Origin of the sequence: Brevundimonas sp. 2YAF1 (assembly GCF_052114745.1) — a bacterium.
Lineage (GTDB): Bacteria > Pseudomonadota > Alphaproteobacteria > Caulobacterales > Caulobacteraceae > Brevundimonas.
In genome coordinates, this window is sequence record NZ_JBFRFI010000003.1 from 155452 (window position 1) to 179674 (window position 24223).

A 24223-nucleotide genomic window follows, 5' to 3' on the forward strand; every position below is an offset into this window, starting at 1 on the left:
TCATCAGGCGTATCCCGCCTCTGAAAGGGCGACAAGCCGTGACGCCGCGCGCGCGAGGCGTTACACCCGCATCCATGACCCAGGCCGACAGCACCTCCCCCTCTGGCAAGACCTCCTCCTTCGGCTTCCGCGACGTGGACGCCCAGGAAAAGGTCCGCATGGTGCGCGGGGTGTTCGATTCCGTCGCCTCCAACTACGACCTGATGAACGACCTGATGAGCGCCGGCGTGCACCGCCTGTGGAAGGACGCCACGGCGGCCAAGCTGAACGCCCGGCCCGGCGAGGTCATCCTCGACATGGCCGGCGGCACCGGCGACATGGCGCGGCGCTATTCGAAGATGGCGCGCGCGGCGCAAGCGCGGCGCGGCGGTGAGGACGCCACCGTCATCGTCATGGACTACAACGCCGAGATGATCCTGAACGGCGTGGCCAAGGGCGGCGAGCCCGAGATGGCCTGGGGCGTCGGCGACGCCATGAACCTGCCCCTGCCGGACGCCTGTCTGGACGCCTATTCGATCAGCTTCGGCATCCGCAACGTGTCCGACGTCTCGGGCGCGCTGAAGGAGGCGCGACGCGCGCTGAAGCCGGGCGGCCGCTTCATCTGCCTGGAGTTCTCGCGCCCGACGACCGAAGCCCTGCGCAAGGCCTATGACGCCTGGTCCTTCCACGCCATTCCGCGCATCGGCGAATGGGTCGCCAAGGATCGCGACAGCTACCAGTATCTGGTCGAGAGCATCCGTCGCTTCCCCGATCAGCAAACCTTCAAGCGGATGATCGAAGAGGCTGGCTTCGGCCGCGTCAGCGTCACCAACCTGTCGGGCGGGATCGCGGCCATCCACCACGGGTGGGCGATCTGAGCCGGCTGTCCGTCAAGACCCCGCCGCCCGCGCCGACGCCGGAGCCGGTCCGCGATCCGCTGGGCGCGACCTTGCGCCTGATCGGCTGGGGCTGGGTGCTGGCGCGTCACGACGCCCTGATCCCGCGCGAGGCGACCCATCTTCTGCCCGTCTGGACCCGCCCCTTCGCCCGGCTGGTGCAGATGACGGCCAGCCGCAAGCATCGCGCCGGTCGCCCCGGCCAGCGCGTCGGCCAGGCCTTCGAACACCTCGGCCCCGTGGCCATCAAGCTGGGTCAGGTGCTGGCGACGCGCGCCGACATCTTCGGCATCCAGTTCGCCCAGGATCTGGGCCGACTGAAGGACAAGCTGCCCCCCTTCCCGCTGGACGAGGCCCGCGCCGAGATCGAGCGCTCGCTGGGTCGCCCGGTCGAGAGCCTGTTCCGCGATCTGGGCGAGCCGGTCGCCGCCGCCTCGCTGGCGCAGGCGCACCCTGCCTGGCTGGCCGACGGCCGCAAGGTGGCGGTCAAGGTGCTGCGGCCCGGCGTCGAGCGCCGCGTGGCGCGCGGTCTGGATTCCATGCGCCTGGGCGCCAAGCTGGTGCAGAGGTTCGTCGAGCCCGCCCGGCGGCTGGAGCCTCAGGCCTTCGTCGAGATCATCGCCCGCTCGCTCCAGCTCGAGCTGGACATGCGGCTGGAGGCCGCCGCCGCCTCGGAACTGGCCGAGGTCATGGCCAAGGACGGCTACATGTCCGCCCCCGCCATCGTCTGGGACGGCGTGGGCAAGCGGGTGCTGACGCTGGAATGGGCCCCCGGCCTGCCGATGACCGACCCGGCGCTGGACACCCTGCCCGGGCTCGACAAGGACGCCCTGGCCGACAAGGTGGTGCGCGCCTTCCTGATCCAGGCGCTGGACCACGGCGTCTTCCATGCCGACCTGCACGAGGGCAATCTGTTCGCCCGCGCCCCCGCCGAACTGACCGCCGTGGACTTCGGCATCGTCGGTCGTCTGGGACCGGCCGAGCGCCGCTACCTGGCCGAGATCCTGTGGGGCTTCATCAGCCGCGACTACGACCGCATCAGCCGCGTCCATTTCGAGGCCGGCTACGTGCCGCCGCACCACTCGGTCGACACCTTCGCCCAAGCCCTGCGCGCGGTGGGCGAGCCGGTCATCGGCCGTCAGGCCAGCCAGGTGTCGATGGGCCGCCTGCTGGGCCAGTTGTTCGAGATCACCGCCCTGTTCGACATGCACATGCGGCCCGAACTGGTGCTGCTGCAAAAGACCATGGTCTCGGTCGAAGGCGTCGCCCGCCGTCTCAATCCCGACCATGACCTGTGGGAGGCGGCCAAGCCCGTGGTCGAGCGCTGGATCAAGCGCGAGCTGGGCCCCTCGGCTCAGGTCAAGGAGACGCTGGAAGAGGCCCTCGCCGCCCTGAAAGCTTTGTCGCGTCTGGTGCAGAACCCGCCGTCGTCTCAGACGTTGGTGATCGAGAAGGCCGGAACCCGGCCCTGGGTGGTCGCCGCCGTCACCGTCGCCGTCTGCGCGTCGATGGCCGCCCTGGTCCTGACTCTTTGGCCCGCGATCGTCGCCTGACGCTTGTTCGGAGCCCGCCGGTAATGAAGATGCTGATCCGCGCCGCCTCCATGCTGGCCGCGAGCCTCGTCGCCCTGCCGGCGACGGCCCAGACGGCGGGTCAGACGACGGCTGCGGCGACGCTTCCTGACGCCTTCGGAAAACCGGATCCCGCGCCCGCCCAGGCGCCCGCTCCCGCTCCTACAGCGCCCGACATCGCCCGTTCGGAACAGGCGCTTCGCGCCGTGATCGCCTCGCTTCAGTCCGACAAGATCGACTATTCGGTGTTCAGCCCCAACCTGGCGGAGCAGATCCGCGAACGGACCGCCGACTTTGCGTCCCGCGTCCGGCAGCTGGGCGCGATCCAGGCCATCGAGTATCGCGGCCAGAAGGACGGCGCCGAGCTGTTCCGCGTCGTTTTCGAGAAGCAGGCGACCGACTGGGTCATCTCGTTCGACGGCGAGGATCAGATCAACGCCCTGCTGTACCGTCCGGCGCAGGGCGACTGATCGTCAATCCAGCGAGGGTTTTCCGCGTCCGCTCTTGATCGTCGAGCGCGTCGACTTGCCTTTCAGCCGCCGCTCCTTGGACGCCCGCGTCGGGCGGGTGGGCACGCGATAGATCGGCTTGATCGAGGCCTCGGCCACCATCTCGTCCAGCCGCTCGACGGCGTCCGCCTTGTTGCGCTCCTGCGTCCGAAAACGGACGGCGGTGATCAGGATGACCCCCTCCAGCGTCAGCCGGCTGCCTGCCAGCTTCATCAGCCGCGCCTTCACCGGTTCGGTCAGGCTGGGCGTATTCTTGACGTCGAAGCGCATCTGGACGGCGGTCGACACCTTGTTGACGTTCTGCCCGCCCGGCCCCCCGGAGCGGAAGAAGCGGAACTCCAGCTCGTCCTCGGGAATCCGGCTCACGTTTCAGCCTTGGGGGGCGAGACCTTCCGTGCACGGACGACTGCCGTATCCAGGGCCTGCAGGAAGCGCGAGCGGTCGGCGGTCGAGAAGGGCGCAGGGCCGCTGGTCGCCACCCCCATGGAGCGCAGATGTTCGCCGACCATCCGACCCGCCAGGGCCGAACCGATGGAGTCGGGGGTGAAGGGCTGGCCGTTCGACTTCAGCGCCTGGGCCCCGGATTTCAGGCAGCGGTCGGCCAGGGGAATGTCAGCGGTGATGACGATGTCCCCGGTCACGGCCCGTTCGGCGATCCAGTCGTCGGCGACGTCGGGGCCGGCGTCCACCACCACCTGTTCGATTAGGGGTTCGCGCGGGACGTTGATCCAGGCGTTGGACACCACGAAGACCTTGAGCCCATAGCGGCGACCTACGCGATAGACCTCCTCCTTCACGGGGCAGGCGTCGGCATCAATGTAGAGGGTGGTGGGCATGAGGCGTCTTATGGCCCTTCTCCCCTTGCGGGAGAAGGTGGCAGGCGAAGCCTGACGGATGAGGGGTCTCGCTTGCCCTCGCCCCATACTCAAATGAAAGCGCCGCGACCTTTCGATCGCGGCGCTCACACCCCTCATCCGAGGCCTTCGGCGCACCTTCTCCCGCAAGGGGAGAAGGACGTTACTGCGGGTAGGCGACGGGCATCGCGCCTTCGCCGCCGGTGCGGTAGCGGTCGCGTAGCAGCAGGTTGCGGGCCTGCAGCGGCTGCTCGATGCCGTCGACGAAGACGGCCGAGGGCTGGCTCAGGGGCTCCAGCGGATCGCCGGACCAGACCACCACGTCGCCCGCCGCGCCGGGCTTCAGTTCGCCGAACTGGCCGTCGAAGCCGAAGATGCGGGCCGGATTGACCGTGATCGCCGCGATGGCCGCCTCGAACGGCAGGCCGTGGGAAACGGCGTTGCCGGCGTTGTAGCGGATGTCGCGGGCGCGGTGGGCTCCGCCTTCATTGCCCTTGAGGGCGATGACCACGCCGGCTGCGTTCAGCGCCGCCGCATTCTGCATCCGCGCCGCCCGCATCTCGAAGTTCGAGGGCAGGTTGGAGATCGGATTGAGCAGGACGGGGACCTTGGCCGCGGCGATGTCGGCGGCGACCAGCCAGCCTTCCTCGGCGCCGTCCAGGATGACCTTGACGCCTTCCTCACGCGCCAGACGCAGCACCTGCTGGATGTCCGAGGCGCGGTGAACGCTGACGATCAGCGGCATGCGCCCGTCGGCGACCGGGATCAGGGCCTCGAGGTCGGCGCGCGACAGCGACAGGTCGCGCAGCGCCGCGCGGTCATAGGCGGCCTTGTTGCGGGCGTAGAGGCGGACCTCGGCCAGGGTCTCCTTGAACAGGACGAACTCGGCCCCGCGTGCGCCGCCGGCGACCGTGGCGCCGGCCTCGCCGAAGGGCGCGACCATGGCCACACGCGGCTTGACCAGGATGTCGGTGCCGCGACCCAGTTTGATGACCGCCGCCTGACCGGCGAACAGGCCCGGGGTCTGGAAGCCGCCCGAACCGGCGCCGGCGAAGTCGGAATCGTCATGGCTGTGGCCGCCGCCCGAACCCGCGTGCTGGGGCGTGACCACCGCGCGGGTGACGCCACCGAGGCGGGCGACCGGCAGGGTGAAGGACCAAGGGTCCAGGCCGTAGGAGACGTCAAAGGCCGCGCTCAGCGTATTGGCGGCGTTGCCCAGGTCGTTGGTGCCGCGCACGGAGCCGACTTCCGTACCGCCGAGACCGGAATCCACGGCGACGAAGCCGGGGGTCACGACCTTGCCGCGGGCGTCGATGACGCGGACGCCCGACGGCGCCGCGCCGGTTCCGACCGAGACGACCCGGCCGTTACGGACGACCACGGTGCCGTTCTCGATCACCGAGGTTCCGGTCAGGACGCGACCGCCGGTGATGGCGACGTCTTGCGCCAGAGCCGGGGCCGAGAGCGAAAGCGCGGCGATCGCGCCGGCGATGAAGGATTGGATACGCATGGTTCAGCGAGCTCCCTGAGCGACGCCGGCGGCGGGCTGGGCGAAGCCGGGCTGGCCCAGCTCGAAATCGGATACGGGCTGATAGGCCGGGTTGCTGCGGTCAAACGCCAGGCCGCCGTCGATGAAGACCTGATCGGCGCGGGCGTAGATCGAGAAGGGATCGGCGCTCCAGATCACCACGTCGGCGCGCTTGCCGGTCTCCAACGAGCCGGTCTCCTTGTCGATGCCGATGGCCTTGGCGGCGTTCAGCGTGATCCAACTGATGGCGTGCTCTTCCGAGATGCTCATCCCGGCGCGACGGCCGGCCGACACGGCGGCGGCGGCCTCCTGATTGAGGCGCTGGATCAGCAGGTCGTCATCCGAGTGGATGACGGCGCACGAACCTTCGGGCGCATCGGTCAGGGCGGCGTTCTCCTCGATGCCGTCCAGGGCCTCCATCTTGAAGCCCCACCAGCCGGTCCACATGGCGGCGCAGACGCCTTCACGGGCCAGCAGCGGCGCGATCTTGTAGGCCTCGACCGCGTGGTGGAAGGTGGTGATGCGGTAGCCGAACTCCTTGGCCACATCCAGCATGACCGCCATCTCGTCGGCGCGGTAGCAGTGGTTCTGGATCAGGATCTTGCCTTCCAGCACGCCCGCCAGGGTTTCCAGCTGCAGGTTGCGGGTCGGGGGCGTGCCCTGACCGTCCTCGCGCCACTTGTCCCACTTGGCCTTGTATTCGCTGGCGGCGATGAAGGCGGCGCGGTAGCCGGCGACATTGCCCATGCCGGTGGCCGGCGACTGGTTGCGCGAGCCATAGACGCGGCTGGGGTTCTCGCCGCAGGCCATCTTCAGGCCGTAGGGGGCGTCGGGGAATTTCATCCCCTGCATGGTCACCGACGGCACGTTGCGCACCGTCACGCCGCGCCCGCCGAACAGGTTGGCCGAGCCGGGCAGGATCTGAAGCGTGGTCACGCCGCCGGCGCGGGCGGCGTTGAAGCCGGGGTCCTGGGGCCAGATCGAATGTTCGGCCCAGACCTGGGCCGTGTTCGGATTGGTCGCCTCATTGCCGTCGCTCATGCCCTGAACGCCGGGCGAGGGATAGACGCCGAGGTGGCTGTGAATGTCGATGACGCCGGGCGTGACGTAGCGGCCGCGCGCGTCGACGACCTTGTGGCCCGCAGGGACCGGTGTGTTCGACCCGCCGACGGCGGCGATGCGGCCGTCGGTGATGATCACCACGCCGCCTTCGATCTTTTGCCCTGCGCCGGTTAGGACCGTGGCGCCGACTAGGGCCAGGTTCTCACGCGGCAGGCCGCGATAGGTCGAGGGATAGGGGGCGGTGTTGGCCCAGCCGTCCAGGCCCGGGGCCATGGTGCGGTCCTTGGACGACGAAGAGGTCGAGGCCGTCTCCGTCTTGGGCTTGGCGTCCCCGGTCGTGGCGCAGGCCGAAAGACTGAGCGCGCCGAGCGCGCAGGCGATGACAGCGAGGCTGGAGCCCCGCAAGCGGCTGGATGACATGAACGAGACCCCCTCGCGCCCGCGAACGGCGGGCATACAATGGGCGACATAGAAACCTTAGTTTCCCCTAGCGTAAAGCTTTAAAACTCAGCCCACGGACAGGCGGTCGCGCACCCCGGCCTCGTCCAGCCCCTCGATCTCGATCATCTTCAGCCGCGACTGACCGCCGCGCGACAGAGTCACCGCCCGCTTGGGCACGCCCAGAGCCTTGGCCAGAAAGGCGATCAGGGCGGCATTGGCCTCGCCCTCGACCGGCTGGGCGCGGACGCGGACCTTGAGCACCGGTCGTCCGTCGGGGTCGACGTCCCAGCCGTCGATGCGGTCGGAAGCGGCTCGAGGCGTCAGCTTGATGGCGAGGCGGGCGATCATGGAGCCTGTTTTCGCTTGAGAGGGCCAAGCCACCTCTTCCCGCTCATCCCGGCGGACGCCGGGATCCAGTAAGAGCCACGCGCGCCACGGTGGAAATCCGTTCCGATACCGGGCGTAGCCGCTTGAAGCCAAAGAACTGGATCCCGGCGTCCGCCGGGATGAGCGGTAGTAAAGGGGCCGCAAAAGAAAACGCGCCGGACGGTCTCCCGTCCAGCGCGCTTCATGTCAGCCTGTAGCAGCCCTTAGCCCAGGGCGGCCATCAGGTCCGGCACGGCGGTCTTGTAGTCGGCGACTAGGCCGTAGTCGGCGATCTGGAAGATCGGGGCGTCGGCGTCCTTGTTGATGGCGACGATGACCTTGGAGTCCTTCATCCCGGCCAGGTGCTGGATGGCGCCCGAGATGCCGATGGCGATGTAGAGGGCCGGGGCCACCACCTTGCCGGTCTGGCCGACCTGATAGTCGTTGGGGGCGTAGCCGGCATCGACGGCGGCGCGCGAGGCGCCGATGGCGGCGCCCAGCTTGTCGGCCAGAGGCTCCATCACCGCGTGGAACTCGTCGGCCGAGCCGAGGGCGCGGCCGCCCGAGACGATGATCTTGGCGGCGCCCAGTTCGGGACGGTCCGACTTGACCATTTCTTCCGAGACGAAGGCGGTCTTGGGCGCTTCACCGGCGGCGACGCTCTCGACCGAGGCCGAGCCGCCTTCGCCAGCGGCGACAAACGCCGTCGGACGCACGGTGATGACCTTCTTGGCGTCGACCGACTGGACCGTTTCCAGCGCGTTGCCGGCGTAGATGGGCCTAACGAAGGTGTCGGCCGAGACGACCTCGACGATGTCCGAGATCGGCGCCGTGTCCAGCTTGGCGGCGATGCGCGGGGCGAAATTCTTGCCGTCGGTGTTGGCCGGGGTCAGGATGGCGTCGTAGTGGACGGCCAGCGGCAGGACGGTGGCTTCCACAGCCTCGGCCAGACCGTGAGCGACAGCGTCGCCCTCGGCCAGCAGGACCTTGCGCACGCCGGCGATCTTGGCGGCGGCGTCAGCCACGCCCTTGGCGTTCTTGCCGAGGACCAGAACGTCCACGTCCGACGACAGGGCCAGAGCGGCCGTCACGGTCTTGTTGGTGGTGTCGCGAACGACCGAACCGTCGTGGTCGGCGATGACGAGAACGGCCATTTACAGGACCCCCGCGGACTTGAGCTTGGAAACCAGTTCGGCCGCATCGGCGACCTTGACGCCCGCCGAACGCTTCGGCGGCTCCGTCACCTTCAGAACCTTCAGGCGATCCGCGACATCGACGCCGTAGTCGGCGACCGCCTTGACCGCGATCTCCTTCTTCTTGGCCTTCATGATGTTGGGCAGGCTGGCGTAGCGCGGCGTGTTCAGGCGCAGGTCGACCGACACCACCGCCGGCAGGGTCGCCGAAAGGGTCTGCAGGCCGCCGTCGACTTCACGGGTGACGACCGCCTTGCCGCCGTCGATGACCAGCTTGCCGGCGAAGGTGGCTTGCGGCCAGTCCAGCAGGGCGGCCAGCATCTGGCCCACCGCATTGTTGTCGCCGTCGATCGACTGCTTGCCCAGCAGGACCAGGTCCGGCTTCTCTTCGTCCACCACCGCCTTCAACAGCTTGGCGACGGCCAGCGGCTCCAGGTCCGCGTCGGACTGGATCAGGATGCCGCGATCGGCGCCCATGGCCAGGGCCGTGCGGATGGTTTCCTGGGCCTGGGTCACGCCGATCGAGACGACGACGATTTCCGTCGCCGTGCCGGCTGCGTGATGCTCCTTGCCTTCCTTGAGCCGAACGGCCTCTTCGACGGCGATTTCGTCGAAGGGGTTCATGCTCATCTTGACGTTGGCCAGATCGACGCCGGTATGGTCCGCCTTGACGCGGGCCTTGACGTTGGAGTCGATCACCCGTTTCACCGGGACGAGTACCTTCATGAGCCTATCCACTTGGTCTTCGGAATGTCGGCCGAGGGATTGGACCGGCGCAACGGGCCTGTCAACGTAACGCTACGTGAACTGCGGTCGTGTCGCGGGCGTATTTTTAATCTATGAGACCTGCATGAAACGCTTCCTGACCATCGGCCGCCTGAGCGTCCTCTTCTTCAGCCTGTTCGCCGTCATGGTGGCCGGAATCTTCGTGTTCCAGCGCTACTGGATGGAGCCGGGCGAGCGCTGCGAGGCGGCAGGCAAGTGGTACGACATCGAGAGCCGGATCTGCGCCCAGCCCATCTCGATCGCCGAAGTCACCGGCCGCCCCATCGGCGTCACCCGCGCCCAGGCCTCGGCCGAGAAGAACAAGGAACTGGTCGTCATCGAGGATCAGCTGAACGCCGAGAAGCGCGCCCGCGACGCCGCGACGGCCGCTGAACGGGCGCGGATCAAGGCTATGCAGCAGCGATAAAGACGTCATCCCGGCCGCAGCTCGCTCGCGGGCGGAGAGACCGGGACCGCCCAAGACGCCGCGTTTCCTGCGGTCCCAGATAGCGGCTGCGCCGCTTCCGGGATGACGAGGCGTCGAGCCTGACCTCAGCGCGTCGCGCCGGGCTTCCAGAGGATGTCGGCGGCGCCGTTGGCGTTGGCGCGGCGGGCGGCGACGAACAGGTGGTCCGACAGCCGGTTCAGATAGCGCACCGCGTCGGGGTTCACCGGCTCGCCCGATTCCACCAGACGGATGGCGTCCCGCTCGGCCCGGCGGCAGACGGTGCGCGCCAGATGCAGGTGCGCCGACAGGGGCGCGCCGCCTGACAGGATGAAGCTGTCCAGCGGCTTCAGGCTTTCATTCATCCAGTCGATTTCGGTTTCCAACCGCTCGACCTGGGAGGCGATGATGCGCAGGGCCTCCCATTTCGGAGCCGGGTCCAGCGGCGTGGCCAGGTCGGCGCCGAGGTCGAACAGCTCGTTCTGGATGCGGCCCAGCATGGCGTCGATGCGGTCATTCTGGCCGCTGTTGAGACGGGCCACGCCGATGACGGCGTTCAGTTCGTCGACCGCGCCGTAAGCCTCGACCCGCAGATCGGTCTTGGACACGGGCGCGCCCGAGGCCAGACGCGTCTGACCGCCGTCGCCGGTGCGGGTGTAGATCTTGTTCAGCGTGACCATCGCTCAGCCGCCCATCTTGAGTTTTCCGGGCGACATCAGCCGCCGTGCGTGGATTTCCACCACATCCCGGCCATCAGCAACAGCACCGCCGTCGCCTGCAGGACGATGCGCAGCCGCATCAGCTTGTTCGAGTTGGAGCGGGCGAAATCGCCGCCGCGATACAGGGTGTAGACCCCGAAGCCCAGGGTGATGGTGACGGCCGCGATGGCGATGAGGATCAGGATGTCGAAGATTTCCATGACCGTCTTCTAAGCCTCGCGCCCGGCGCGCGCCAGCGTTCGCGAGGGGCTGGGGCTCTTGGCGAAACTGCGACCGATTCGCACATCCGGCGCGGCGACCACTTTCTTCGGCAGCTAAGCCGTTAGTCACCTTTTGACCGGCAGACTGGCCGCCATGACTGACCGCGCCGTCCGGAATCTGGAACACCTGCGCCGCAGCGCTTCGACGGCGCGGGTGCTGAACCTGCTCAAGGTCGCCGACGAACACGGCGACACCGACGACTGGGCCGAGCGCCCCATGTTCCGCACCCCGGCGCTGAACACCTGCCTGATCATCAAACACCGGCTGCGTCGCAACGAGACCGACGCCTTTCCGGGTCGCCGCCAGGTGGCGACCAAGGTGGTCGTACCCATCGACAGCACCGACCTGAAGACCGGCGGCCGCTTCGTCTTCGTCAACCAGATCGGTTTCGAACGCGCCATGCAGGAGGCGTTCGGCATCCAGGCCGACCATCCCGACCTGAAGACCCTGCGGCTGATGGATCAGTTGCCGTCGCTGGACCCCTTCCTGCTGCGCGAGCAGCTGCGGCGCGGCGGGGTCGACGCCGCCCCCTGCTATTTCGCGCTTAGCGAAGCCGACCTGGAGCGGATGCTCGCCTTCGTCCAGAAGGAGGTCGAACCCCTGGTCACCCTCAGCATGGGCGGCGGCGTGGCGGCGGTCGGCTCGACCGCGCGCATGGCGTCCAAAATCCTGTCCAACGCCCCCGGCGACCGGCTGGAGGCGCTGCGCGCCACCCTGCGGCTGGAGCCCGAGCAGTATCAGGAGGGCGTCTTCTGCTGGAAGGGCTTCCTCTACTACAAGTGGTCGCTGGCCAGCCTGATGGGCGACATCGTCCACGTCGCCGACGAGGTGGGTACGGTGAAGGCCGTCGGCCCCAGCGACCGGGCCGCCAAGGACTATATCGAGCGCGGCCGGAACGTTCTCCGCGGCCGGATCATGAAGACATGCGAGGATGTCAGCCGCACCCTGCGCTATTACGACGACGCCTATGCGGGGCTGACGCGCGAGGGCAATCCGATCGCCTTCCGCGACTTCCTGCTGGAGGCGCCCGCCCTGTTCGCGCGCCTGGGCGACCAGCTGGGCGCGGTGCAGCACATCGTCAGCTTCTGGCGTTTCCGCTTCGGCCCCAAGGCGCCGCCGGTCGGGGTCGACGAACTGATCGACATCTTCATGGACTTCGAAACCGGCCTGATGGGCCGCGAGACCGACACCTACGACCCCCGCGACGCGGCCTGAAGGCGGCTTTCCTCCCCATGGCATGGGGAGGTGGACCGCGAAGCGGTGGAGGGGCCGCTGCGCCTGAACAAGGCCGCCCCTCCGTCTCGTCGGCTGTGCCGACGATCCACCTCCCCATTTCATGGGGAGGGAAAAGAAAAACCCCGCGCCGGCGATGGCGCGGGGTTCTTTCGCTCGGACCTTCGACGGGTCCTAGTAGCGGTAGTGTTCCGGCTTGAACGGACCCTCGGTCGGGACCGAGATGTACTCAGCCTGTTCCTTGGTCAGCGTGGTCAGCTTGGCGCCCAGCTTGGCCAGGTGGAGGAAGGCGACCTTCTCATCCAGATGCTTGGGCAGGGTGTAGACCTTGTTCTCGTAGGACGCGGCGTTGGTCCACAGCTCGATCTGGGCCAGGGTCTGGTTGGTGAAGGAGGCCGACATCACGAACGAGGGGTGACCCGTGGCGTTGCCCAGGTTCACCAGGCGGCCTTCCGACAGCAGGATGATCTTCTTGCCGTCCGGGAACTCGATGTGGTGGACCTGATCCTTGATCTTGTCCCACTTGAAGTTCTTCAGGCCCGCGACCTGAATTTCCGAGTCGAAGTGGCCGATGTTGCAGACGATGGCGTTGTTCTTCATCCGGCGCATGTGGTCGACCGTGATGACGTCCTTGTTGCCCGTCGTCGTGACATAGATGTCGGCGCGGTCGGCGACGTCGTCCAGGGTCTGGACCTCATAGCCTTCCATCGCCGCCTGCAGGGCGCAGATCGGGTCGATTTCGGTGACGATGACGCGAGCGCCGCCGTTGCGCAGCGAAGCGGCCGAGCCCTTGCCCACGTCGCCGTAGCCGCAGACCACGGCGACCTTGCCCGACAGCATGACGTCGGTGCCGCGACGGATGGCGTCGACCAGGCTCTCACGGCAGCCGTACAGGTTGTCGAACTTGGACTTGGTGACGCTGTCGTTAACGTTGATGGCGGGGAAGGGCAGTTCGCCGCGCTCGGCCATCTGATACAGGCGGTGCACGCCCGTGGTCGTCTCTTCCGACACGCCGCCGATGGCGTCGCGGATGGCCGAGTAGAAGCCGGGCTTCTCGGCGATGTAGCGCTTCATCACCGCGAACAGGGCTTCTTCTTCCTCGTTCTGCGGGTTCGACAGGACCGAGATGTCCTTCTCGGCCTTCGGGCCAAGCACGCACAGCAGGGTGGCGTCGCCGCCGTCGTCGAGGATCAGGTTCGGATAGCCGCCGTCAGCCCATTCGAAGATCTTGTGGGCATAGTCCCAGTATTCCACCAGGGTCTCGCCCTTGGTGGCGAAGACCGGCGTGCCCGAGGCGGCGATGGCGGCCGCGGCGTGGTCCTGGGTCGAGAAGATGTTGCACGAGGCCCAGCGCACTTCGGCGCCCAGGGCTTCCAGCGTCTGGATCAGCACCGCCGTCTGGATGGTCATGTGCAGGCTGCCGGCGATGCGGGCGCCCTTCAGCGGCTGGGCCGCGCCGTATTCCTCGCGCAGCGCCATCAGGCCCGGCATTTCGGTTTCGGCGATGGCGATTTCCTTGTTGCCGAAATCGGCCAGGGAAATGTCGCGAACGATGTAGTCGGTCATGAAAAGGGTTCTCGCGGCGCGGTTTTTTCTGAGCCGCCGCTATAGCGCGGCCAGCCGACCGGAGCAATCAACACATAAGGACATCTTTATATGACGGCCCGCCAAGGTTCCTCCGCAATCGATACGGGATTGTACGTATTTCGCTCTTAAGGGGCGCAATACCCCTAGCCTTCAAAGGGATATGCGGGCGCGCTTTCCTAGCGCCCGCGTGGGTAGCGAGACGACGATTATGGCGGGCGAAGACATCGAACACCGCATGGGCTTCATGGGTCTGGGTCAGACCTCCGCCGGTTATCGCGCCATGGGCCCGCTGCTGCGCAAGCAGACGCCGGTCGCCCTCGCCGCCTTTTACGACCGGGTTCGCGCCGAGCCGACCACCCGCCGTTTCTTCCGTGACGAAACCCATATCGACGCCGCCAGCAAGGCGCAGGAGCGGCACTGGGACGCCATCATCGACGGCCGCGCCGACGCCGCCTACGCCCAATCGGTGCGCACCATCGGCCACGTCCACGCCCGCATCGGTCTGGAGCCGCGCTGGTATATCGGCGGCTACAGCGTCATCCTGGCCCACCTGACCCGAACCATCGCTGAACGTCCGCGCAAGTTCTGGGCGAACCGGCGCGAGCACGACCGCATCACCGGCGAGGCCGTCGCCGAACTGACCCAGCGAGTCATGCTGGACATGGACCTGGCCATCTCCATCTACCTCGAAGTTCTGCAGGAAGAGCGGGACCGCGTTCAGGCCGCCCATGACGAGGCAGAGGCGCGTCAGACCGAGGTGGTCCGCGCCCTGGACGCCGCCCTGCACGATCTGGCCGAGAACGACCTGTCGACGACCATCCCGGGCGTCTTCCCCGAACAATACCGCAGCCTGCAAAACAACTTCCACGCCGCCACCCGCGCCCTGCGCACCGCCGTCCGCGCCGTGGCCGACAGCGTCGAGGGCCTGAGCGCCGGCTCCAGCCAGTTGGCCACCGCCTCGGAAGATCTGGCCAGCCGCACCGAACGTCAGGCCGCCAATCTGGAACGCACGGTCAACGAGGCCGACGCCATCGCTCGCGCCGTGGCCTCGACCGCCGACAACGCCCGCCAGACCGCCGAGGCCCTAGCCGCCGCCCGCGTCGACGTCGAGGCCAGCAGCCAGGTGGTCGGCGAGGCCGTCGCCGCCATCCACGCCATCGCCGAGTCCTCGACCGGCATCGCCCGCTTCACCAGCCTGATCGACGAGATCGCCTTCCAGACCAATCTGCTGGCGCTGAACGCCGGGGTCGAGGCGGCGCGTGCCGGCGACGCCGGTCGCGGCTTCGCCGTCGTGGCCCAGGAAGTCCGCGCCCTGGCGCAACGCTCGTCCGAGGCCTCGGGCGAAATCCGCACCCTGATCTCGACCTCCTCGGCCCAGGTGGCGCGCGGCGTCGACCTGGTCGAACGCACCGGCGAGGCGCTGGAGCGCATCGGCGGGCGCGTCGTGGCCATCGACAGCCTGGCCGGCGGCATCGCCGGCTCCGCCCAGGAACAGGCCGAGGGCCTGGCCCGCGTCCGCCGCACCATGGGCGAGATGGACGACATCACCCAGCAGAACGCGGCCATGACCGAAGAGGCCACGGCCGCGGCCCGGCAACTGGCCAACGAGGCCGTCAGCCTGAACCAGCAGGTCGGCCGCTTCCGCCTGGATCGCGACGCCCCCCGCGCCCCGCATCTGCGCGCGGTCGGCTGACGTCTCGCGTTTAGGCACTGGCGCGCAAGGCGACGCCCGGCTTAACTCCCCCAAAGTTCGAAGGGGGAGTTTCGACCAATGAAGACCGTTCTGATGGGCGCCGTCTGCGCCCTGACGCTGGCGGCGGCCCTGCCCGCCGTCGCCCAGACCACGCCCAGCGCAGGCGCCGTGACCCTGATCCAGGCGGGACAACTGCTGGACCATCCCGGCCGGGCGCCGCGCGGCCCGTCCACCCTGGTGGTACGCGACGGCAAGGTGGTCGAAATCCGCGACGGCTTCGTCGACGCCTCGGCCTTCCCCGGCGCGACCGTGGTGGATCAGCGCGACCGCTTCGTCCTGCCCGGCCTGATCGACAGCCACGTGCACCTGGTCTCCGACATCGCCGGCCAGGCCGGCCTGCTGTCCGAGGTCACCGACAGCCTGCCCGTCCACGCCTACAGCGCCGCCATGAATGCGCGAAAGACGCTGATGGCCGGCTTCACCACGGTGCGCAACCTGGGCGACAGCGGCGGCGTCACCCTGGCCCTGCGTGAAGAGACGGCGGCCCACCGCCTGCCCGGACCGCGCATCATCGACGCCGGCAACAGCATCTCGGCCACCTCGGGTCACATGGACGGGCGTCTGGGCTTCAACGACGATTTTCGCGAACACATTGCGCACGACAACGTCTGCAACGGCGCGGACAGCTGCCGCGAGGCCGTGCGGCTTCAGGTCGGTCGCGGCGTCGACCTCATCAAGATCGCCACCACCGGCGGGGTCAACAGCCGCATCGGCGCCGGGCTGGGCGCCCAGATGTTCGACGACGAAGCCAAGGCCCTGATCGACACGGCTCATCTGTATGGCAAGAAGGTCGCGGTTCACGCCCACGGCGCCGACGGCATCAACCTGGCCCTGCGCATGGGCGCCGACTCGATCGAGCACGGCACCATCTTCGACGACGAGACCTTGCAGCTGCTGCGCCGCACCCGCGCCTATTACGTGCCGACCCTGTCGGTAGTGAACGGCTACACCGAGCGGCTGGCGGCCGATCCCGAGGCCTATCCGCCCGAGGTCCTGCCCAAGATCCGCTGGCGCATCGCCATCACCGGCCAGTCGCTGCAACGCGCCGTCCCGGCCGGGGTGCGCATCGCCTTCGGCACCGACGCGGGCGTGTCGAAACACGGCCGCAACGCCGACGAGTTCGAGCTGATGGTCAGGAACGGCATGACCCCGGCGACCGCCATCGAGGCGGCCACGGTCAACGCCGCCGACCTGCTGGGCCTGTCCGACGAGGTCGGGGTTCTGGAGCCGGGCAAGCGCGCCGACGTCATCGCCGTGGCGGGCGATCCGCTGAGCGACGTGACGAGGCTCAAGACCGTCGCCTTCGTCATGCGCGACGGCCGCATCTACAAGGACGAGCGCTAGTTCGTCGAACAGGGACGCGTGACTTCCGGCTTGGCCGCGCCGCCGCGCGCGGTTAAGCCGTCGATCATGGCTGACGACGCTTCGATCCGACCCGCCCGCGATCTCTCGATCCCCCGCCACGACTGGACCCTGGAGGAGGTCGAGGCCCTGTTCGCCCGCCCCTTCATGGAGCTGGTGTTCGAGGCCGCGACCGTGCACCGCCGCACCTTCGACCCCAGCGAAGTGCAGAAGTCCCAGCTGCTGTCGGTCAAGACCGGCGGCTGCGCCGAGAACTGCGGCTACTGCTCGCAGTCGGCCAGCTTCAAGACCGGGCTGAAGGCCGAGAAGCTGATGGAGCCGACCGCCGTCATCGCCGAGGCCATGGCGGCCAAGGCGGGCGGGGCCAGCCGCTTCTGCATGGGTGCCGCCTGGCGCGAGCTGAAGGACCGCGACACGCCCAAGCTGGCGGCCATGATCTCGGGCGTGAAGGCGCTCGGTCTGGAGACCTGCGCCACCCTGGGGATGCTGAACGCCGACCAGGCGAAACAGCTGAAGGACGCCGGCCTCGACTACTACAACCACAACCTCGATACCGGGCCCGAGTACTATGCCGAGGTGGTGACGACCCGCACCTATCGGGACCGGCTGGAGACGCTGCAGCACGTCCGCGACGCGGGCATGTCAACCTGCTGCGGCGGCATCGTCGGCATGGGCGAGAAGCGCCGCGACCGCGCCGGCCTGCTGCACGCCCTGGCCACCCTGCCCGCCCATCCCGACAGCCTGCCGGTCAACGCCCTGGTCCCCGTTGGCGGCACGCCGCTGGGCGAGCGCGTGCTCAAGGAAGGCGAGATCGACCCGATCGAGTTCGTCCGCACCGTCGCCGTCGCCCGCATCGTCTGCCCCAAGTCCATGGTCCGTCTGTCGGCCGGTCGCGAAGGCATGACGCCGGAAATGCAGGCCCTCTGCTTCCTGGCCGGCGCCAATTCCATCTTCGTCGGCGGCAAGCTGCTGACCACGCCCAACCCGGAAGAAGACGACGACGCCAGGCTGTTCGCCCTGCTGGACCTCAAGCCCATGCCGCTGAGGGGCGAAGCGCGGGGCTAGGGCGTGTCGTCGCTTCGCGCTGCGCGCACGTCTCCGGTCATGATGGCCGCCACCGCGCTCGCCTGGGCGCGGGGAGAGATTCTGGATGGGCGTGCGGCGTAGATCGCCGAAAGGTAGGATCGGTCCCATTCCGTGAGCCCCTGCTGGCCGCCGCCGGAAAAGAGGTTCAACACCGTATCGAACCCTTGTGTCTCCGCCTGGGCGTCAAGCTGCGCCAACCCTATGAAGGCGATATAGTCGCCCAACTGGACCGTGTTGACCTCGCCGATCAGGTTCAGGTCGACGATGACGATGGTCTTGAACAAGTCGTCGACGATCTGGGTGTTCAGGCGCCCCGCACCCTTCCTGCGGATGACAGGGGCGGCTCCAATCGCGCAGTCATCGGGATTGCAATACAGCATGGCCGCAATGTCCGAATCTACCCTGCCGCCGCTCAGATCGCCCGGAATCCGCACGGCCCTCAAGCCCGTTTCGCTATCCACAGGAAGGCTCAAGGACCACCAGCGCACGGGGCGGTCGGCGTTCAGAAAGTCGCGGAACGCCGCTGCGCCGCGATCCAGACCGGTCACATTCTGACGAAAGAGCCGCGGATTGGCGTCATTCAGCGCTCGCGCCACGCCGCCGCCGTCCTCCGTAAAGACCACCACCAAATTGGGCTTGCAGCCGGGCTGGCCCGTCCGAAGGTCGAGGTTCGTCGCCGCGGTCGTTATGCGGTCGATGATGGCTTGGGCGGCTTCGCGGTCAAGATTGGCGACCCCGGGACATACCTCCCCGCGCCAGCGCGCTAGCCCCCGGCCGCTGGACGGCGCAGCCACCCGCCCGACAAAGTCCCGCACCGTCTGGGGCGTCGGCCGCCCGCTCACCGTCACCTCGGGCAGGACGGTGACGTCTGGATTGAGGCCCGTCTGCGCCTGGGCTTGGCCTGCCAGGCCCAGGACGACGGCGGCGACGATTACGATGCTCCGCATAAACGGCTCTCCTGCCCGCGACGTCACGTCGCGTAACAAGACTACGCCGATCATGAGCTCGCCTCAAGCGTGGCTCAGCACCCCCGCGCTCAAGCTTGGCAGCGGCCTACCGTCCCGGACGGCGGGTCATGGCCGAGGCGGGGGCCAGTTGCAGCCCGCGCGCCTCCAGGCCCGACGTCCAGCGGGCGGCGACTTCGACGGTGACAGGGTAGCTGAAGCCCGCGCCCATGGCGGCGCCGCGCGTCTTGGCGGCGGCTTCAAGCGCGTTGAGCTGGCCCATGATGGCGGCCGGGCTCTGGGTCTCGTCGATGATGCGGTCGGCGCTGGCGCGGGCGAAGGCGCCGGGGCGGCGACGCATGGAGCCGTCGTCGAGGAAGGCGACGCCGCGCTGGCGCAGCACGGCCAGCATGGCGCCCATGCCCTCGTCCGAAGTCGCGAAGCGGTCGCCCAGATAGTTGGTCACGCCGAAATAGCCGGTGGCGCGGCCCAGCAGCCAGTCCAACTTGGCTTCGACGTCGTCGGCGCCGCCGCCGGACAGCAGGGTGTAGGGGCCAGGGTCGTTATCGGGATAGCCGGTCGGCTCCATCGGGATTTCGATCATCACCTCGTGGCCCTGGGCGCGGGCCTGGTCGATCCAGGCCTGCAGCCCCTCGGCGTAGGGCACGAAGCTGAGGGTCACCTCGGCGGGCAGGCGTTCGATGGCGGCGCGGGTGGTGACAGCGTTCAGGCCCAGGCCGCCGACGACCAGGGCCACCATCGGCTTGCCGTTCGAGCGGAAGGGGCGGGCGTAGGCCTGGGCCGGAACGCGGCCGTCGGGCGCGATGCGCGGCAAGGGGCCGTTGGGACCGGGCGAGAACAGGCCGGCGATCGGGGCCTTGGGCAGGGGATTGGAGGGGGCGCGCACCGGGGCGGCGATGGCCGAACCGCCCGCCACGCTGGCGCCGTCCGGCAGGGTGATCAGGGCCTCGCCGCCAGCGGCGCCATTGGGGTCCAGCAGGGCGGGATCGCCGCTGGCCAGGTCCTGATAGAGGTCCAGCCCGCTCATGGAAAAGGCGTCGGCGCCGGTGGGGGCGGGATCGGCGGCGGCGGGGGGACGATGCAGCGCCACACGGGCCGAGGGGGCGCCCGCGCGCGGGTCGCCCAGGACGGCGACGAACAGAGCCCCGGCGGCCAGGACGAAGACGCCCGCCGCGCCCACGGCGACCGGCGGCTTCTTCAGCGTCGTCATGACGGCGCCCAAGCTCAGGCGCGACCGGCTTTCCGGCGGCGCGCCGGCGGCGGCGGCGAGGGCGGACTGGCGCTTGGCGAACATGGACAGGGCGGCGCTCGAACGACAGGGGCGGGACTGGAGAACCGCACGACGCGGTTCCCCTCACCCTCACTTATCCCCAGCGCCGGTTAAGAAACCCTAACGCCGCATTCACCACGTTGCCGACCGGCCCCCCAGGCCGGGCTGAAACCGATCAGTCCGGGGTCGTTTCGTCGGGCTTGGGCGCCTTGGCCTCGGCCGTCTCGACCGGCTTCGAACCCGGCGCGGTGACCACGACGTTGTCCGGCGCGGCGGCCAGCCTGGTCAGGTCGCCGCCCGCGCGCAGCACGTCCAGGGCGCGTTGCAGCTGATAGTCCTTGGTCTTGTCGAAGTCCTTGCCCGGCGCCTCGTGCGGAGTGTGCGGCCCCTTGCGCTCGGCGCCGATGGAGGCGTCCAGCGCCGTGGCGTAGGCGGCCTCGGAATAGATGAAGCTGGAGCGCGAGACGATGCGCGCCTCGGCCTCGGAGCGCGCGACCTCCAGGTCCGGCTCGATGCCGATCTTCTGAATCGAGCGGCCCGACGGCGTGTAGTAGCGCGCCGTGGTGATCGACAGGGCGCCGTCCGACCCGCCGCGCAGCGGGATCACCGTCTGCACCGACCCCTTGCCGAAGCTGGTCAGGCCGACGACCGTGGCCCGTTCCTGATCCTTCAGCGCGCCCGCCACGATTTCCGAGGCCGAGGCCGAGCCGTAGTTGATCAGGACCACGACCGGCAGGCCGCCGGTCAGGTCGCCTGGCTTGGCGGCGTAGCGTTCGATGTCCGTCGGCTTGCGGCCGCGCTGGCTGACGATCTCGCCGCGTTCCAGGAAGGTGTCGGACACGTCGATGGCGGCGGTCAGCAGGCCCCCGCCGTTGTTGCGCAGGTCCAGCACATAGCCCTTGATGCCGGGCTTCTCGCGCTTGAGGCGGTTGATGGTCTCGGTCAGTTCGCGGCCCGTGTTCTCGTTGAAGGTCGAGATGCGCAGATAGCCGAAGTCGCCTTCCAGTCGCCCGGTGACGGACTCGACCTTGATGACCTCGCGGGTCAGCTTGACCTCGCGCGGCTCCTCGCCGTCGCGCAGGAAGGTGACGGTGACGCTGGTGCCGATCGCGCCGCGCAGCTTCTCGGACACTTCGGACACGGTCAGGCCGGCGGCGTTCTGGCCGTCGATGGCGCTGATGACGTCGCCCGCCTGAACGCCGGCGCGGCCCGCCGGGCTTTCGTCCATCGGCGAGATGACCTTCACCAGACCGCCCTCGGAGGTGATGGTCAGGCCCACGCCGGAATACTCGCCCGTCGTCCGCTCGCGCAGGTCGCCGTAGGATTTCGGCGGCAGATAGTTGGAGTGCGGGTCCAGCGCCGTCATCATCCCCGACAGCGCCGCCTCGATCAGCTTCTTGTTGTCGACCGGAACGACGTAGGCCTGTTCGACGATGCCCAGCACGTCGCCGAACATCTGAAGCATCCGGAAGGTCTCGTTGCGCGGGGTCTGGCTGGCGACAGCCGCCGCCGATCCGCCCAGGGCCAGGGCGGCGCAACCGATGAGAAGCAGTTTACGCATTCGGTGTCTTTCCATCGGACCCGCGCGGGCTCCGGTCGTCCAGGGAGGCGCAGGCGCTCAAGCGCCAGCGTCAGATATGACGATACAATCAGCGTCCGCGCGGATTTGAAAGGACTTTCGCGCGACGACGACCCCTATTGGAGCCGCTATTGCAGCCAGGGCGCGGGGTCGATGGGGCGCTCGTCGCGACGCAGCTCGAAATAGGCCTCGCCGTCCTCGCCGGTTCGGCCCAGGGCCTGGCCGTCGCCGACCCTCTGCCCGGTCGTGACCGACAACTGATCCAGCCCCGCCACGACGACCCGCCAGCCGGGACCGAGGTCCAGGATGACCACCTCGCCCCACTCCTTCAGCGGCCCGGCGTAGGCGACGCGGGCGGGGGCCGGGGCGGCGATGACCTCGTGGCTGGAGCGCCAGCGCCAGCCGCTGGAGCCGCCGCCGAAGCGCTGCGACGGCGCGCCCTGCACCGGCGAGGTCAGGCGGCTGCGACCGGCGGGCAGGCGGGCGGCGGGGGCCTCGACCACGGCCTCGGCGATGATCGGCGTCTGGCCGCCCAGGTCGCGGATGCGCGCCTCCAGCGCGCGGGTGGCGCGTTCGGCGCGGGCGGCCTCGGCCCGCAGCACGGCGCGCAAGGCGACCTTCCTCACCGACAGGCTTTCGATCTCGGCGCGGCGATCCCCCTGGGCGCTCTCGACGGTGAACAGGCGCTCGCTCGACAAGGCGGCCAGACGGCGGATGCGGATGACCTCGGCCTGATGCTCGACCAGGGTCCTGGCCCGCGCCTGCAGTTCCGGCGTCATGGCCCGGATCAGAATGGAGGCGCGCACCGTGTCCACCGCCTTGTCCGCCGGGATCAGCAGCGGCGGCGGCGGCTTGCGGCTCATCATCTGCAGGGCCGACAACAGGCGGCCCTGACTGGCCCGTTCGCGGGAAAGAGAGGCGACCAGGGCCGCCTCGCGGTCGCCCAGCTCCTTCAGCCGGGCGCGCTGAGATTCCATCTGCACGTCGTCCTCGGCCTCGGCCCGGCGCAGGGCGGCCAATTGGCGATCCAGATCGACGACCTCGTCGCCGGCGGCCGCGGCCTCGGACCGCAGGCGGCGGGCGCGCGCGGTCTCGTCGCGGTACTCGGCCTGAAGCCGGGTCAGTTCAGGATTGGGGGCCGGCGCGCGCTGGCTGGACGCCGGCCCGGCCAGCATCAGCGCCAGCCCGGACGACAGCAGAAGAAGAGAAAGGCCGCGCCGCATCAGTCGCGGTGATAGGGCGAGCCGGACAGGATGGTCACGGCGCGATAGAGCTGTTCCGCCAGCATGGCGCGGGCCAGGGCGTGGGGCCAGGTCTGCGGGCCAAAGGCCAGGGTCGAACGCGCGGCGCGGCGCACGCTTTCGTCCAGACCGTCGGCCCCGCCGATGGCGAAGACCAGCCGCCGCTCGCCCTGATCGCGCAGCGCCGCGATGTGGTCGGCGAAGGCGCGCGAGGCATAGGTCTTGCCCCGCTCGTCGCAGGCGATCAGGTGCGCGCCCTCGGCGGCGGCCAGGATCAGCTCGGCCTCGGGGGCCTTGCCCGATTTACGGGGTTCGAGATCCAGAAGCTCTAGCGGACCCAGCCCCAGCGGACGGCCCGCCAGGGTCGCCCGCCGGGCGTAGTCGTCGGCCAGGGCGGCCTCGGGACCGCGGCCCGGCTTGCCGATGGCCGCGATCGCCAGCTTCATGGGGTCAGCCTGTCCGAAGGATCAGGCGGCGCCGGCGCCGCCGCGGTGGGCGCTGTCGATGGCCCAGATCTTCTCGATATTGTAGAAGGTGCGCACTTCGGGGCGGAACAGGTGGACGATCACGTCGCCCGCATCCAGCAGCACCCAGTCGCAGTGCGGTAGGCCCTCGACCTTGACCTTGCCCAGGCCCATCTCCTTGAACATGCGCAGCAGGTGATCGGCCAGAGCGCCGACGTGGCGGTTCGACCGACCCGAAGCCACGATCATGGCGTCGGACATCGGGCTTTTGCCGCGCAGGTCGATCAGGACCATGTCGAGCGCCTTGTCGTCGTCGAGTTTGGCGATGATGGCGCGTTCCAGATCGGTCAGGCCGACTGGAAGCGGGGCTTGATCACCGGTACTGGGACCGCCTTCTGCCTGACCGTCTTCGGAATGGACGGAATCGATCGGGTCCATTTCATGGGCCGCGTTGGAAACGGCGGCGTTTTGCGCATCGTGCGCGGACGAGGGGGTCAGCGGAGGGCTCCGAGGAGATTACTAAAGCGGCAACCTAGCACGTTCCGGCCGAAAGGTCACCCATCGCTCGCATAGAGGCAGCCCCCCGCGGACGCTTCCCGCAAAGGAAGCGTTCCTTGCGGCTCTATCCAACGCCTCCCCGGCTCGCGCTCGGAGGTTCAGCGGTTCAGGCGCGGAGGATCGCCGCCCCGGTCATCGGATGGGTCAGCGTCACATTCTGCGCCGCCTGGAGGCGCCATTCGCCCTCGCGACGCGTCGCCACGGCGAGGATCAGGGTATCGACCTGATGCGGCCCGGCGGGATGCGCCGCGCCGGCGCTGAGCCGCGTCCAGAAATGCAGGATCACGGCATCCTCGGAGATCGGATCGACATCGGGCGCGTCGATCGCCAGCGTTGAATCGCGATAGATCGATGTGTGGATGCCGACGTGGCCGGCGACGATCTGATCGGCCCCGCGCCAATAGGTCCCGAACCGGTTCACGAAGGTCGCGTCGGGATGGAACAGCCGACCGAAGGCCTCCATGTCGTGCGCGTTCCACGCCTGCTGAAAGCGCGTGGTGATGTCTGCGGGTCCGGTGCTCTGGCTCATGACGCCC

25 protein-coding genes are annotated in these 24223 nt (G+C 68.7%); 8 read left to right on the forward strand and 17 right to left on the reverse strand.

Annotation, left to right across the window (positions count from 1 at the left end):
- Positions 1 to 74: 74 nt before the first annotated feature.
- The 3 genes from AB4Y68_RS05960 to AB4Y68_RS05970 are packed head-to-tail and all read left to right on the forward strand — an operon-like array spanning position 75 to position 2916.
- Positions 75 to 857, forward strand: a complete 783-nt coding sequence (locus AB4Y68_RS05960; RefSeq protein WP_441454589.1) for a class I SAM-dependent methyltransferase — start codon at positions 75 to 77, stop codon at positions 855 to 857.
- Positions 845 to 2428, forward strand: coding sequence for a 2-polyprenylphenol 6-hydroxylase (gene ubiB / locus AB4Y68_RS05965; protein WP_441454590.1), 1584 nt, complete (start codon positions 845 to 847; stop codon positions 2426 to 2428). Before AB4Y68_RS05960 ends, ubiB begins: the two co-directional genes overlap by 13 nt.
- A 23-nt stretch (positions 2429 to 2451) precedes the next feature.
- Positions 2452 to 2916 (forward strand): hypothetical protein, encoded by a 465-nt coding sequence (locus tag AB4Y68_RS05970; RefSeq protein ID WP_441454591.1) that lies wholly within the window; start codon positions 2452 to 2454, stop codon positions 2914 to 2916.
- 3 nt (positions 2917 to 2919) lie between these two features.
- On the opposite strand, the gene arfB is transcribed toward AB4Y68_RS05970, so the two are convergent.
- From arfB to AB4Y68_RS06005, 7 genes are all read right to left on the reverse strand, one after another.
- Positions 2920 to 3321 (reverse strand): alternative ribosome rescue aminoacyl-tRNA hydrolase ArfB, encoded by a 402-nt coding sequence (gene arfB / locus AB4Y68_RS05975; RefSeq protein ID WP_441454592.1) that lies wholly within the window; start codon positions 3319 to 3321, stop codon positions 2920 to 2922.
- The gene (locus AB4Y68_RS05980; protein ID WP_441454593.1) at positions 3318 to 3791 is read right to left on the reverse strand and encodes a YaiI/YqxD family protein; all 474 of its coding nucleotides are present in this window, start codon (positions 3789 to 3791) and stop codon (positions 3318 to 3320) included. The genes arfB and AB4Y68_RS05980 overlap by 4 nt, the downstream gene beginning before the upstream one ends.
- Before the next feature lie 181 nt (positions 3792 to 3972).
- Complete coding sequence (locus tag AB4Y68_RS05985) at positions 3973 to 5319, reverse strand: amidohydrolase family protein (RefSeq protein ID WP_441454594.1); 1347 nt, start codon at positions 5317 to 5319, stop codon at positions 3973 to 3975.
- A 3-nt stretch (positions 5320 to 5322) separates the two neighbouring features.
- A complete protein-coding gene (locus tag AB4Y68_RS05990; RefSeq protein WP_441454595.1) occupies positions 5323 to 6819 on the reverse strand; it encodes an amidohydrolase in 1497 nt (498 codons plus the stop codon).
- An 87-nt stretch (positions 6820 to 6906) separates the two neighbouring features.
- Complete coding sequence (locus tag AB4Y68_RS05995) at positions 6907 to 7188, reverse strand: DUF167 family protein (protein WP_441454596.1); 282 nt, start codon at positions 7186 to 7188, stop codon at positions 6907 to 6909.
- 242 nt (positions 7189 to 7430) lie between these two features.
- On the reverse strand, positions 7431 to 8360 hold the full coding sequence (locus AB4Y68_RS06000; RefSeq protein ID WP_441454597.1) for an electron transfer flavoprotein subunit alpha/FixB family protein: 930 nt from the start codon (positions 8358 to 8360) through the stop codon (positions 7431 to 7433).
- Complete coding sequence (locus AB4Y68_RS06005) at positions 8361 to 9125, reverse strand: electron transfer flavoprotein subunit beta/FixA family protein (RefSeq protein WP_441454598.1); 765 nt, start codon at positions 9123 to 9125, stop codon at positions 8361 to 8363. It abuts the gene before it with no gap.
- Positions 9126 to 9249: 124 nt separating this feature from the next.
- Here AB4Y68_RS06005 and AB4Y68_RS06010 point away from each other — a divergent pair, with 124 nt between their 5' ends.
- Entirely contained in the window at positions 9250 to 9591 is a 342-nt protein-coding gene (locus tag AB4Y68_RS06010; protein WP_441454599.1) for a hypothetical protein, read from the forward strand.
- 125 nt (positions 9592 to 9716) lie between these two features.
- Here AB4Y68_RS06010 and AB4Y68_RS06015 read toward each other — a convergent pair whose 3' ends face one another.
- Together AB4Y68_RS06015 and AB4Y68_RS06020 are read right to left on the reverse strand one after the other, a co-directional pair.
- The gene (locus AB4Y68_RS06015) at positions 9717 to 10289 is read right to left on the reverse strand and encodes a cob(I)yrinic acid a,c-diamide adenosyltransferase (protein ID WP_441454600.1); all 573 of its coding nucleotides are present in this window, start codon (positions 10287 to 10289) and stop codon (positions 9717 to 9719) included.
- 35 nt (positions 10290 to 10324) lie between these two features.
- Positions 10325 to 10528: a twin transmembrane helix small protein gene (locus AB4Y68_RS06020; RefSeq protein WP_441454601.1), complete on the reverse strand. Its 204-nt coding sequence runs from the start codon at positions 10526 to 10528 to the stop codon at positions 10325 to 10327.
- A 154-nt stretch (positions 10529 to 10682) separates the two neighbouring features.
- Between AB4Y68_RS06020 and AB4Y68_RS06025 the strand changes: the two genes are divergently transcribed.
- The gene (locus AB4Y68_RS06025) at positions 10683 to 11804 is read left to right on the forward strand and encodes a hypothetical protein (protein ID WP_441454602.1); all 1122 of its coding nucleotides are present in this window, start codon (positions 10683 to 10685) and stop codon (positions 11802 to 11804) included.
- 192 nt (positions 11805 to 11996) lie between these two features.
- Here AB4Y68_RS06025 and ahcY read toward each other — a convergent pair whose 3' ends face one another.
- Positions 11997 to 13388 carry an adenosylhomocysteinase gene (ahcY, locus tag AB4Y68_RS06030; protein WP_441454603.1) on the reverse strand — a complete coding sequence of 464 codons (1392 nt, stop codon included), beginning with the start codon at positions 13386 to 13388 and terminating at the stop codon, positions 11997 to 11999.
- 229 nt (positions 13389 to 13617) lie between these two features.
- Between ahcY and AB4Y68_RS06035 the strand changes: the two genes are divergently transcribed.
- The 3 genes from AB4Y68_RS06035 to bioB all read left to right on the forward strand — a co-directional run bounded on the left by AB4Y68_RS06035 (position 13618) and on the right by bioB (position 17589).
- On the forward strand, positions 13618 to 15102 hold the full coding sequence (locus tag AB4Y68_RS06035; protein ID WP_441454604.1) for a globin-coupled sensor protein: 1485 nt from the start codon (positions 13618 to 13620) through the stop codon (positions 15100 to 15102).
- Between the two features lie 78 nt (positions 15103 to 15180).
- Positions 15181 to 16506: an amidohydrolase family protein gene (locus AB4Y68_RS06040; RefSeq protein WP_441454605.1), complete on the forward strand. Its 1326-nt coding sequence runs from the start codon at positions 15181 to 15183 to the stop codon at positions 16504 to 16506.
- Positions 16507 to 16572: 66 nt separating this feature from the next.
- Complete coding sequence (bioB, locus tag AB4Y68_RS06045) at positions 16573 to 17589, forward strand: biotin synthase BioB (RefSeq protein WP_441454606.1); 1017 nt, start codon at positions 16573 to 16575, stop codon at positions 17587 to 17589.
- Here bioB and AB4Y68_RS06050 read toward each other — a convergent pair.
- The 7 genes from AB4Y68_RS06050 to AB4Y68_RS06080 form a co-directional block, all read right to left on the reverse strand.
- A complete protein-coding gene (locus tag AB4Y68_RS06050) occupies positions 17586 to 18611 on the reverse strand; it encodes a hypothetical protein (RefSeq protein ID WP_441454607.1) in 1026 nt (341 codons plus the stop codon). The two genes, bioB and AB4Y68_RS06050, sit on opposite strands and share 4 nt — an antisense overlap.
- A gap of 52 nt (positions 18612 to 18663) precedes the next feature.
- Positions 18664 to 19869 carry a divergent polysaccharide deacetylase family protein gene (locus tag AB4Y68_RS06055; RefSeq protein ID WP_441454608.1) on the reverse strand — a complete coding sequence of 402 codons (1206 nt, stop codon included), beginning with the start codon at positions 19867 to 19869 and terminating at the stop codon, positions 18664 to 18666.
- 151 nt (positions 19870 to 20020) lie between these two features.
- The gene (locus AB4Y68_RS06060) at positions 20021 to 21406 is read right to left on the reverse strand and encodes a S41 family peptidase (protein WP_441454609.1); all 1386 of its coding nucleotides are present in this window, start codon (positions 21404 to 21406) and stop codon (positions 20021 to 20023) included.
- A gap of 146 nt (positions 21407 to 21552) precedes the next feature.
- Positions 21553 to 22647 (reverse strand): murein hydrolase activator EnvC family protein, encoded by a 1095-nt coding sequence (locus AB4Y68_RS06065; RefSeq protein ID WP_441454610.1) that lies wholly within the window; start codon positions 22645 to 22647, stop codon positions 21553 to 21555.
- Entirely contained in the window at positions 22647 to 23111 is a 465-nt protein-coding gene (rlmH, locus tag AB4Y68_RS06070; protein WP_441454611.1) for a 23S rRNA (pseudouridine(1915)-N(3))-methyltransferase RlmH, read from the reverse strand. The genes AB4Y68_RS06065 and rlmH overlap by 1 nt, the downstream gene beginning before the upstream one ends.
- Before the next feature lie 21 nt (positions 23112 to 23132).
- On the reverse strand, positions 23133 to 23567 hold the full coding sequence (gene rsfS, locus AB4Y68_RS06075; protein WP_441454612.1) for a ribosome silencing factor: 435 nt from the start codon (positions 23565 to 23567) through the stop codon (positions 23133 to 23135).
- Between the two features lie 226 nt (positions 23568 to 23793).
- On the reverse strand, positions 23794 to 24216 hold the full coding sequence (locus AB4Y68_RS06080; RefSeq protein WP_441454613.1) for an SgcJ/EcaC family oxidoreductase: 423 nt from the start codon (positions 24214 to 24216) through the stop codon (positions 23794 to 23796).
- Positions 24217 to 24223 lie beyond the last annotated feature (7 nt).